Below are 12059 nucleotides of genomic sequence, written 5' to 3'. Positions count from 1 at the left end.
GCCACGGTCCGCGCCCGGGCGGGCCGGGGGGGGGGGCGCGGCGCCGGCGGGCGGGGTGCTCTGCACGGTGAGCAGGACCTGCGGGTACGCGTCCGGCAGCCGGACGCCGCGTTCGCGCAGCGGTTCGACCAGCAGGCCGAAGGGGACGGTGGCGTGGTCGAGGGCGGTGGCGATCGCCGTCGCGGCCGTGTCGACCGATTCCCCGAACCCGCCCGGGGAGCGGGTGGGCAGCCGGATCGGGAGGCCGAAGGTGAGCAGGCCGACGACCCGTTCGTCGGCCGGCCGGGTGCGGTTGGCGTGGGAGAGCACCACCAGGGTCTGCGCCGCGCCGCTCAGCTCGCCCAGCAGCCGCGCGAAGGCGGCGAGCAGGACGGCCGAGGCGGTGGTGGAGCGGGCGGCGGCGTAGCGGCCCACCGCCTCGGCCAGTGCCGCGGGGAGGCGGAAGGCGGCCGTGGCACCCCGCCCGGAGCGCTGTGCAGGGCGGGGCCGGGCGGTGGGCAGCTCCGCCGTCGACGCGACGCCGTCCAGGGTCTTGGCCCAGTGGTCGGCGGCCGCGGCGACGGCGGCGCGGGTGACCACGGTCCGCTCCCAGCAGGCGTGGTCGGTCATCCGGCCCGGGTCCTCCGGCAGCCGCCCGTCCGGGCCGTACAGCGTGCCCAGGTCGGCCAGCAGAGTGGCCAACGACCAGCCGTCGACCGCGATGTGATGGAGCGTCAGCAGCAGCACCCACGCGTCGTCGGCGGGCCGCAGCAGCCGGGCGCGCAGCAGCGGGGCCGTGGCCAGGTCGAAGGGGCGGTCGCTCTCGGCCCGGGCGGCCTCGGCGAGCGCCGCGTCCCGCGCCCCGGGCGTGAGCGTGCGCAGGTCGGCGACCGGGAGCTGCACCGGGGCGTTGGGCAGCACCTGTTGGAGCAGGCCCAGGTCGGTGTCCCGGTAGCTGGTGCGCAGGCTCTCGTGGCGCCCGGTCAGCGCCGTCAGCGCGGCGGCCAGCCGTTCGGGCTCCAGCGGCCCGCGCAGGGCGATCCGCTGGGTGATGTTCCACACCGCCGGGTCCGCCGCCCGGGCGTGCGCCCGGTGCATCCGGCGCTGCGCCACCCCGGCGGGTGCGGCGGCGAGGGCCGTGCCGGAGCCGGTCAGGGTGGCCAGCAGCCGTTCCCGGTGGGCCCGGACGAGCCCGGTGGCCTCTTCGTCGAGCGCGCCGGGCGGGGCCAGGTAGCCGAGCCGGTCGCCGGTGGTGCGCAGGACGATCTCGCGCTCGTCGAGCAGCCGGACGAGCCGGTGCCAGCCATCGTCGACAGGGGTCACAGCGTGCCCTCCTCGTAGGCCGGGGCCTGGCGGTCCTCGGTCTGCGGCTGCTGGGCGGCCATCGCGCGGATGGTCGGGCGGCGGAAGAAGTCCAGGACGCCGGTCCGGATCCCGGTGGCCTCGCGGACCCGGTTCAGCAACCGGGTGGCGGCCAGCGAGTGCCCGCCGAGGTCGAAGAAGGAGGTCTCCACGCCTGCGGGGCGGCCGAGTTCCTCCTCCCACAGCCGTTGCACGGTGCGTTCCAGTTCGGTGGCCGGGGCGACGGCGGCCCGGCCCGCGCCCAGCGGCAGCGGCTCCGGCAGAGCGGCAACGTCGAGCTTGCCGTGCGCGGTGAAGGGCAGCGCCGCCACCGCGGCCCAGAGCCCCGGCACCATGTGCTCGGGCAGCAGGTCGGCCAGGTGGTCGCGGACCCTGGGCAGTTCGGCGGCGGCGCACTGCACGTACCCGGCCAGCATGGTGCCCGTCCCGGTGCGGCGGGCCGTCACGGCCGCGCCGCGCACGCCCGGGACGGAGCGCAGTACGGTCTCGACCTCGCCCGGCTCGATCCGGTAGCCGCGCACCTTGACCTGGCGGTCGGCGCGGCCGAGGTACTCCAGGGTGCCGTCCGGCCGCCAGCGGCCGAGGTCGCCGGTGCGGTAGCGGCGGCCCTCCGGGGTGTCGGTGAAGGCGGCGGCGCTCTCCTGCTCCCGGCCGGGGTAGCCGAGCCCGACCTGGACGCCGAGCGCGTGGATCTCGCCGACCGCGCCGGGCGGGACGGGGCGCCCGGCGGCGTCCAGCAGCAGGATGCGGGTGCCCGGCACCGGGCGGCCGATCGGCGCGTGGTCCGGTCCGTCCGGGGCGACCTCGCCGGCCGTGACGGCGTGGGTCTCGGTGGGGCCGTAGTGGTTGATCAGCCGGCAGCCGGGGTTGCGGGCGAGGAAGGCCCGCAGCCCGGGGGTGAGCAGCAACTGCTCGCCGCCCGCGATCAGTTCGCGCAGGTGGGGCACCGGTTCGTCGCCGAGGGCGTCGACCAGCGCGGCCAGCGGGGTGTACGGCAGGTGCAGCCGCTCGGCCCGGGTGGCGCGGACCACGGCGGCCAGCGCCGTCACGTCGTAGCGGGTCTCCTCCTCGATCAGCAGCAGGGTGCCGCCGCCGGCCAGCGTGGTCAGCACCTCCTGGACGCTGACGTCGAACCCGCAGGAGGCGTACTGCAGGGTGCGGGCGGCCGGGTGCTCGGCGACGTTCCAGGCCAGCAGCGCGGACAGGCCGAGGGTGTGCATCAGCACGCCCTTGGGGCGGCCGGTGGAGCCGGAGGTGTACAGCAGGTATGCGGGGGCCTGCGCGGAGGGGGCGGGCAGCGGCGGCAGTTCGGCGGAGGCGGCGACAGCGTCGGCATCGGCATCGGTGTCCGCCAGGACCGTCGGCAGGGACAGGCCCATCAGGTCCGCGTCCGAGGCGGTGAGCAGCACGGCCGGCGCGCTGTCCGCGGCGATCAGACGGCAGCGCTCCGGGCCCTGCAACGGGTCGATCGGCACGTGGACGGCGCCGAGGCGCAGCACCGCCAGGAGCGCGGCCACCTGGTCCACCGAGCGCGGCAGCAGCACGCCCACCCGGCTGCCCTCCCGCACCCCGGCGGCCAGCAGCCGGCCGGCCAGCTCGCCGGCCCGGGCGTGCAGCGTCCGGTAGTCGGTCCCGGTGCCGTCGGCGGCGACCACCGCGAGGGCGTCGGGACGGGCGGCCGCGACGGCGGCCACCGCCGCCAGCGGGTGCGCGGGCGCCGGCTGCGCCTCGGGCCCGCACTCCAGGGCGGGGTCGGCAGGGGCGGCCGTCAGCTCGGCGAGCGGGCGGGCCGGGTCGGCGACGGCGGCGGTGAGCAGGCGTTCGAAGGCGTCGAACAGCCGGTCCACCGTGGCCCGGTCGAACAGGGCCTCGGCGTACTCGACGTGGCAGCGGATGCCGTCCGGCAGGTTGGTGAGGAAGCGCGACAGGTCGAAGGCGGAGCGGTCCACCACGTCGTCGAGCGGGCGGGCCGTCACCCCGGGCAGGTCCAGTTCGAAGACGGCGTGGTTCTCGAACTCGACGAGGACCTGGAAGATCGGGTTGCGGCTGGTGTCCCGCTGCGGGTTCAGCTCCTGGACCAGGACCTCGAAGGGCAGCTGCTGGTGCTCGTAGGCGTCCAGCGCGCTGGAGCGGACCCGGTCCAGCGCCTCGGCGAAGTCCGGCTCCCCGGACAGGTCCAGCCGCAGCGCCAGCGTGTTGACGAAGAAGCCGACCAGGTCCTCGGTGCCCTCGGTCCGGTTGGCCACCGGGGTGCCCAGCACCACCTCGTCCTGGCCGCCGTAGCGCTGCAGCACCCCGGCGAAGGCGGTGAGCAGCACCATGAACAGGGTCGAGCGGCGGCTGCGGGCCAAGTCCCGCAGGCCGTCGGAGAGTTCGGCGGGCAGTTGACGGACGTGGGAGCGGCCCCGGCCGTCCGGCACCGCCGGGCGCGGCCGGTCGGTCGGCAGGGCCAGCACCGGCAGGTCGCCGCCGAGCACCTTGCGCCAGTACGCGAGGCTCTCGTCGTACGCCCCGGCGGCCACCGCGGCCCGCTCCCGGACGGCTTCGGCGGCCGGGGTGGTGGTGAGCACCGGCAGCCGGGCGGGGCGCTGCTCCCGGGCGGCCCGGTACAGCTCGCCCAGTTCCCGGGTGATCACCACGGTGGACAGGGTGTCGATCACGATGTGGTGCATCGACAGCACCAGGACCTGCCGGTCGGGCCCCGTCTCCAGCAGCCGGGCCCGGAACAGCGGGCCCTCGGTCAGGTCGAAGCGGCGGGTGCCCTCGGCGGCGACCAGCGCGGCCACCGCCTCGTGCTCGGGCCCGTCGGCCGCGACCCGCTCCAGCAGCGGGCCCTCGGGCACCGGGAGCACCTGCTGGAACGGTTCGCCGTCCTGCTCGCGGAAGGCGGTGCGCAGCCCGACGTGCCGTTCGACCAGCGCGCGCAGCGCGGTGTCGAGTGCGGCCGGGTCGAGCGGGCCGTCCAGCTCGATGGCCTTGACCTCGTTGTACTGCCCGGTGTCGGGCAGCATCCGGTGCAGGAACCACATCCGCTGCTGCGCGTAGGACAGCGGGGCGCCGCGCTGGGCGGAGCGGCGCAGGGCGTCGATGTGCGGCATGCCGGAGGCCACCTGGTCGGGGGCGAGCCCGAAGTCCACGAAGCAGGCGATCTCGTCCGCGCCGGCCGCCCGCAGCTCGGCCAGCACCGACCGCACGCTCTCCGGGGTGCCGATCAGCGCGCGGGAGGCGCAGTACCGCTCGTAGGCGCGCTCCAGCACGAACTCCAGGTCCTCCTCGCGGGTGTTCTCGAAGTCCAGGGTCAGGCCGAGGCTGTTGGCCATCTGCCCGAACAGCGAGAGCGAGGAGCGCAGGTAGTGGCAGAACGGGCGGTACGCCTGCTCGCGGGCGGTGGCGAGGTCGGCGCCCAGGTAGGTGTGGACGAGCACGACCACCCGGCCGGCCTCCGGGTCGAGGCCGTGCTCGGCCCGGGTGCGCCGGTAGAGCGCGACGTTCTCGGCGAGCTGGGCGACGTCCTGGGTCATCAGGTTGGTGATGATGCCCAGGTCGTGCCGGGCGGCCTCGCGGAAGCTGTCCGGGTTGCCGACGATCGCGGTGAACATGGGCGGCTGCTCCTGCAGCGGGCGCGGGTGCAGGGTCACCTCGATCGGCTCCCCCTTGCCGTTGCGGCCCCGGTAGGGCTCGCCGCGCCACAGCGCCCGGACGGTGTCGATCTGCTGGTGCATCAGCTCCTTGTGGCCGCCGTAGTTCTCGGGGAAGAACAGGAAGTCGTTGGGGTGCCAGCCGCTGGCGCAGCCCAGGCCGACCCGGCCGCCGGACAGGTTGTCGACCACCGACCACTCCTCGGCCACCCGGACGGGGTGGTGCAGCGGCAGGACCGCGCAGCCCGCGTTGAGCCGGATCCGGGTGGTCTCCCGGGCCAGCGCGGCGGCCAGCACCGAGGGGTTGGGGAAGATCCCGCCGAAGGAGTGGAAGTGGCGCTCCGGCAGCCAGACGGCGTGGAAGTCGTGCCGGTCGGCGAAGCGGGCGCTCTCCAGGACGATGCGGTACTTCTCGTCCTCCGGGGAGTCCAGGGGGTAGTCGCCGAAGAAGTAGAGGCTGAAGTCGACGGGGCGCTGCGGGTCGCTGACCGGGTGGTAGGGCGTCCCGGCGGGCTCGGTGTGGCCGGTACCGGTCTGGCCGGTGCCGGTGCCGGTGGTGCCGGTGCCGGTGGTGCCGGTGCCTGTACGGTCGTCCGCCGCGGGCGCCGGCAGTGCGGCCGCCGGGCGCGGGGCCGGGAGCCGTACCCCGGGCGAGGCCGGGAAGAAGCCGCCGCGCCGCAGGTCGCGCAGCGAGTCGCGGACCGCGTCGGCCACGAACTCCAGGTCGCCGTCGGTGTGGGCGGTGGAGAGGAAGAAGTTGCGCCACTCCCACACGTAGACCCCGCGGGTCAGCAGCTGCGGGAAGAGCAGCTCCATGTCCGCCCGCGGCTCGAACCGGAACAGCGAGCCGAAGTGGGCCAGCCGCAGCGGGAAATCCTCCTCCTCGAAGAACCCGTTGAGGGTCGCGGCCAACTCGTCGGTACGGGCGTTCAGCCGCTCCTGCAAGCCGGGGCCGGACTCCTTGAGGTGGCGCAGCACGGCGCCCGCGGCGGTCATCGCCAGCGGGTGCTGGATGTAGGTGCCGCCGAAGAAGGTGGTGTCCTTGGGCGGGTAGCTGTCGTCCCCGTAGTCCCAGTGGCCGCCGTCGATCCCGTCCAGGATGTCGGCGCGCCCGGCGATCGCGCCGATCGGGTAGCCGCCGCCGAGCACCTTGCCGTAGGTGGAGACGTCCGGGGTCACGCCCCAGAAGCCCTCGGCGCCGCGCAGGTGCGGGCGGAAGCCGGTGAGCATCTGGTCGAAGACGAGCACGATGCCGCGGCGGGCGGTCAGTTCGCGCAGCGCGCGGACGAACTCGACCGGCTGGCGCCCCGGGTGGCGGCTCTGGACGGGTTCGACCAGCACGGCGGCGATCCGGTCGCCGAGTTCCTCGATCACCTGGAGGCTCTCCGGATCGCCGTACCGCAGCACCACGAGGTCGGCGACCGCGCTGCCGGGGATGCCGATCGACACCGGGACGGTCTCCCGGTCGGCGCCGCGGCCCACGGTCCGGCCCAGGGTGTGGTCGAAGTGGCCGTGGTAGGAGCCCTCGAACATGACGATCTTGTCCCGGCCGGTGTACGCGCGGGCCAGCCGGATCGCCCCGGCGTTCGCCTCGGTGCCGGAGTTGGCGAACGCGACCCGCTCGGTGCCGGTCAGTTCGGCCAGCAGTTCGGCGGCCTCACCGGTCTCCGGGCCGCGCGGGCCCAGCCGCAGTCCGCCGGCCAGGTGCTCGCGGACGGCGTCGGAGACGAACTCCGGGTCGTGGCCGAACAGCAGGACGCCGAAGCCCATGGTGATGTCGACGTACGTGTTGCCGTCGAGGTCCTCCAGGCGGGAGCCCCGGGCCCGGCGGGCGGCGAGCGGGTAGAGCATCTCCTTGGTCGCGGAGCGGAAGCCGACCACGGCGCGGCTGTCCGCGAGGGTGCGCCGGTGGCGGCGGGTGACCGCCTTGGAGGCGGCGGTCCGGGCGGTGAAGCGGGCGACCAGCTCGTCCACGTGGGCGCGCTGCTGCTCGGTCAGGCCGCCGGAGGCCATGCCGGACTCCCGGGAGACGGTCACCCGGGGGCCGTGTACCTGCGGGGCGGGCGGGGTGGCCGGCGCGGGGGCGGGTGCGGCGGCGACCGGGGTGACGGCGGGGGCAGCGACGGCTGGGGTGACGGCGGGTGCGGCGGCCGGTGGCAGGGCGACGGGGGCGGCAGCCCCGGGGAGCCCGGGCGGCGCCACCCCGGTCCCGGCCAGCAGGCCGAGCTGGTCGCGCATCAGGTCGGAGAACTGACCGAGCAAGGCGAGCTGGCGCTCGATCAGGCCGGTGCCGTCGGCCACCGGGGCGAGCGCGGGCGGCGACGCGGGCACGGGCGGAGCGGGCGGGACGGGCGGGACGGGCGGAGCGAGGTGGACGGGCGGCGCGATCACCTGGGGCGAGGGTGCGGGAGCCGGTATCGGTGCCGCTGCCGGGGCGGGAACAGGGGCGGCGGCAGGGACCGGTGCCGGAGCCGCTGCCGGAGCCGCCGCCGGCTCGGGTGCGGCGGCCGGCAGCAGCGCGTCCCGGACGGCGGGCTCCAGCCGGCCGGCGATCAGCCCGGCCAGTCGGGCCGGGGTGTCCGCCGCCTCGAACAGTTCGCGCATCGAGACCCGTACCCGGAAGGTCCGCTCCAGGTCCCGGATCATGTTGATCATCGAGAGCGAGTCGGCGCCGAGATCGAAGAAGGGCTCGTCGGCTCCGACCGACCCCTCGTCGTGGCCGAGCTGGCGGGCCGTCTGCTCCAGCACCTGGCGCAGCACGGCCTCCTCGGCCAGTTGCTCGGGGCTCGCTGCGGGCGCCGATACGGGCGTCACTGCGACGGGCGCCGGGCCGGGTGCCGACGCGGCCTCGGGTACGGCCGACGGCGGAACGGGCTGCTGGGGCGGCGGTGCCTGGTGCATGGCGGAGTCCTCGGTGGTCGGCCGGTCGGGGGCGGTGAACCAGTGGCGGCGGCGCTGGAAGACGGTGGTCGGCAGGGGCACGCGGCGGGCCGGGCCGTCCGGCCAGTCGCGGGCGGCGGCGAAGCGCGCCCAGTCGAGCGGGACGCCGTGGGACCACAACGCGGCGGCCGCGACGCCGAACTGCCGCTCCGGCGGTGCGCCGCGCCGGGCGCCGGCCACGAAGTGGCGGTGCGGCAGCTCCCGGCGGCCCATGCCGGTGAGCGTCGGGTGCGGGCCGAGCTCAAGGAAGAGCTCGTGGCCCTGCCCGTCCAGCGCGGCCAGGACCAGGTCGAAGCGCGCGGTCTCCCGGGTCTGGCGGACGAAGTAGTCGGGCGTGGGCACGGTGCCAGGGGCCAGCACCTCGCCGCCCAGGTTGCTCACCAGCGGTACGGTCAGCGGCCGCAGGCGCAGCCGGGCGAGCTGCTCGCGGAACGGGTCGAGCACCGGGTCGAGCAGCCGGGAGTGGAAGGCCCGGTCGGTGGCAAGCCGTTCGGTGGTCACACCGTCGGCGGCCAGCACGGCCTCGGCTGCCGCGATCTCGCGCGGCGCTCCGGCCAGCACGCACTGGCCGGCGCCGTTGACCACGGCCAGCTCCACCCCGGGCAGCCAGTCGCCGAGTGCGGCGAGCCGCTGCGGGCCGGCCATCACCGCCGTCATGGCGCCGGGCTCGGTCGCCCGGTGCATCAGCCGTCCGCGCACCGCGGTGAGGAACATCCCGTCGGCGAGGTCGAGCGCGCCCGCCGCGTGGAAGGCCGCGTACTCGCCGGCGCTGTGCCCGGCGACCGCGGCCGGACGCAGCCCGAGCTCCTGCCAGAGCCGAAGGTAGGCCGCTTGCAGGGCGAACAGCGCGGGCTGCGCCGCCTCGGTGGTCCAGGCGTCGTCGGCTCCCTCGGGCACGGCGTCGAACAGCAGCGGCAGCAGCGGCTCGCCCCAGGCGTCGCGGTGCAGCCGGTCGCACTCGTCCAGCACGGCCCGGAAGACCGGGAAGGCGCGGTGGAGTTCGGCGGCCATGCCCCGGTACTGGGCGCCCTGGCCGGTGAACAGCAGCACCGGCTGCACGTCGCCGCGCCGGGCCTCGCGGTGGACGGGTACGGCGCCGGAGGTGCGGCCCGCAACAGGTGCTGCACCGGAGATAAGGCCCGCAACGGCTACGGCGCCGGAGGTGCGGCCCGCGAGGTGGGCCTCCAGGCCCCGGCGCAGCTCGTCGGGGTCGGCGCCGGTGACGGCGAGGCGGTGGCGCAGCGCGCGGCGGCCGCCGCCGAGGGTGAGCGGCAGGTCGCCGGGGGCGGGGGCGGGCCCGGTGGCCAGCCGGTCGCGGAGCAGGCCGGCCAGGGCGGTCAGGCCCTGCTCGGTGCGGGCGGACAGCGGCAGCACGGTCGGGGCGGGGCGCGGGTCGGCGATGCCGGTTGCGGCCGCCGGCGCCTCCTCCAGCACCAGGTGGGCGTTGGTGCCGCCGACGCCCAGCGCGCTGACCCCGGCCCGGCGCGGGGTGGGGCCGGCTGGCCAGTCCCGGCGCTCGGCGGAGAGCCGGAACGGGCTTCCGTCGAGCTCCAGCGCGGGGTTGGGGCGGCTGAAGTTGACCAGCGGCGGGATCGTGCCGTGCCGCAGCACCAGCAGGGCCTTGATCAGCCCCGCCATTCCCGCGCAGGTGTCCAGGTGGCCGATGTTGGGCTTCACCGAGCCGAGCGAGCAGAAGTCGGCGGCCTCGGTGCGGGCGCGGAACGCCTGGGCCAGCGCCCGGAACTCGATCGGGTCGCCGAGCGGGGTGCCGGTGCCGTGCGCCTCGATGTAGCCGACGCTCTCGGCCGGCACCCCGGCCAGGTCCAGGGCCCGGCCGACCACGGCCGCCTGCCCGTCCACGCTGGGCGCGGTGTAGCCGACCTTGAGCCCGCCGTCGTTGTTGACGGCCGAGCCGAGGATCACGCCGTGCACGGTGTCGCCGTCCGCCAGGGCCCGGTCCAGGCGCTTGAGCAGGACGGCCGCGACGCCGTTGCCGCCGACCGTGCCGCCGGCCGCCGCGTCGAAGGCCCGGCAGGCGCCGTCCGGGGAGAGGATCGACCCCTCCTCGTAGCGGTATCCGGCGGCCTGCGGGGTGTGCAGGGCGGCGGCCCCGGCCAGTGCCAGGTCGCAGTCGCCCGCCAGCAGTGACTGCACCGCGAGGTGCACCGCGACCAGCGAGGTGGAGCAGGCGGTCTGCACGCCGATCGCCGGCCCGGTCAGGCCCAGCCGGTAGGCGACCCTGGTGGCGGCGAAGTCGGCCTGGTTGCCGATCGCGGTCTGCAGCGCGGCCACCGGCTCGGCCGGGTCGGCGGTGGCGGCCAGGGTGTGCTGGTAGTAGTTGCGCAGCGCGTACAGGGTCATGCCGGTGCCGGCGAAGACCCCGACCCGGCGGCGCGGGTCCGGGGCGTCGTAGCCGCCGTCCTCCAGGGCCTGCCGGCAGATCTCCAGCAGCAGGCGCTGCTGGGGGTCCATCAGCGCCGCCTCGGTGCCGCTGATGCCGAAGGCCTCGGCGTCGAAGTGGTCGGTGTCCGGCAGCGCGCCGGTCACCGGGACGAAGTCGGGGTGGCGGTACTCCGCCGGGCGCAGGCCGGCCGCCGCCAGCTCGTCCTCGGTGAAGCGGGTGGTGCTGCGGACGCCGTCGACGATGTTGCGCCAGTACTGGTCGGGGCTGTCGGCGCCGGGGAAGCGCAGGGCCAGGCCGACGATGGCCACCCGGCGGTCGCCGCCGGGCGCGGCGGTGGCGGCCGTGGCTGCGGTGGACGCGGTGGGCACTTCGGTCAGGTGCGCGATCAGGGCGTCCACGGTGGGGTGCCGGAACAGCTCGGTGGGCGCCGGGGGCGTCGGCAGGACGGCGCCGAGCGCGCCGTGCACCCGCATCAACTGGAGCGATCCGATGCCGAGTTCGGCGAGCGGGCGGCCGGGGTCGAGCGGGGTGTCGAAGACGGCCTCGAAGGCGTCCAGGACGGCCCGGCGCAGCTCGGCGGTGGCAGGGGCGGTGGCAGGGGTAGGGGCGGCGTGGGCAGGACTGCCAGGGCCAGGCGGTACGGCTGCGGCCGGTGCGGTGGCCCGCTCGTCGGCCGGCCGTCCGGCGGGCCGTGCGGCGGGCGCTTCGCGGACCGGTCGCGGTGCGGTGGCCAGCAGGCGGCGGCGCGCGGCGGGGGCGCTCGGGTCGGGCCCGGCGTACCAGCGGCCCGGGGCGGCGGCCAGCAGCAGCGAGGCGAGTCGGCGGCCGTGCGCGGCGCTCAGCACGGCGATGCCCCGGTCGGCGGCGGCCTGCTCGTGGTCGGTGGCACGGTTCATGCCGACCCCGCTCCACAGGCCCCAGGAGATCGTCCAGGCCGGGGCCCCGGTCTCCCGGTGCAGCCGTTCGACGGCGCTCTCCAGGTAGCGGTTGGCGGCGGCGTACGCCGTGGAGCCGACGGCCTCCTGGAAGCCGACCATCGAGGAGAATCCGACGAACTGGGCGCCGGGCCGCTTCCGGACCAGCTCGACGAGGTGGTCCGTGCCGGTCGTCTTGGCGCGCACCGCCTCGCGCCAGTCGTCGGGGCCGGTGTCGGCGAGCAGTGCGAGCCGGTAGCTGCCGGCCAGGTGGAGCACGCCGTCCAGCGGCGCCTGCCAGTCCCGTTCGGCCTCGGCGACCACCGCCGCCAGCTGCTCGGGGTCCGTCACGTCGGCGCGGCGGTAGTCGACCCGGCCGCCGTAGGAGGACAGCCGGTGCAGCGCGGCACGGCGCTCGGCCGCCTCGGCGGTCGGCGCGTCCAGGTCGGTGCGGCCGATCACGAGCAGCCGGGAGCCGTGGTCGCGGAGCAGGCCGGGCAGCAGCTCGGCGGCGATCCCGCCGAGGCCGCCGGTGACCAGGTAGCGGGCGCCGGGGGTGAGCAGTGAGCAGCCCTCGGCTGCGGTACCGACGTCGGGGGCAGTGGCGGTACCGCTTACGGTCTCGGCCGGTCCCAGCCGGGGCACCCACGGGCGGCCCTCGCGCCAGGCGCACTCCGGCTCCGGCCGGGGCTCGGCCAGCAGGGCGAGCAGCGCGGCGGCGGGCGCGGGGGGGGGGGTGCCCGCCCCCCTGTCGATGGTTCGGGGGGCGGGCGCCCGATGAGAGGGCCGGGGGGCGCCGCGGCCCGCGCGCGAGAGCTCGCC

At 76.5% G+C, this 12059-nt stretch carries 2 protein-coding genes; both read right to left on the bottom strand.

The window, feature by feature from the left end:
- Positions 1 to 1302, bottom strand: a 1302-nt coding sequence (locus ACFV61_RS30680; RefSeq protein ID WP_380495161.1) for a condensation domain-containing protein, incomplete at its 3' end; no start/stop codon positions are given.
- Complete coding sequence (locus tag ACFV61_RS30675; protein WP_380495159.1) at positions 1299 to 11882, bottom strand: MupA/Atu3671 family FMN-dependent luciferase-like monooxygenase; 10584 nt, start codon at positions 11880 to 11882, stop codon at positions 1299 to 1301. The genes ACFV61_RS30675 and ACFV61_RS30680, both read right to left, overlap by 4 nt.
- Positions 11883 to 12059 lie beyond the last annotated feature (177 nt).

It is taken from the genome of Kitasatospora sp. NPDC059817 (genome assembly GCF_042731835.1).
Lineage (GTDB): Bacteria > Actinomycetota > Actinomycetes > Streptomycetales > Streptomycetaceae > Kitasatospora.
This window is presented reverse-complemented; position numbering and strand designations above follow the sequence as displayed.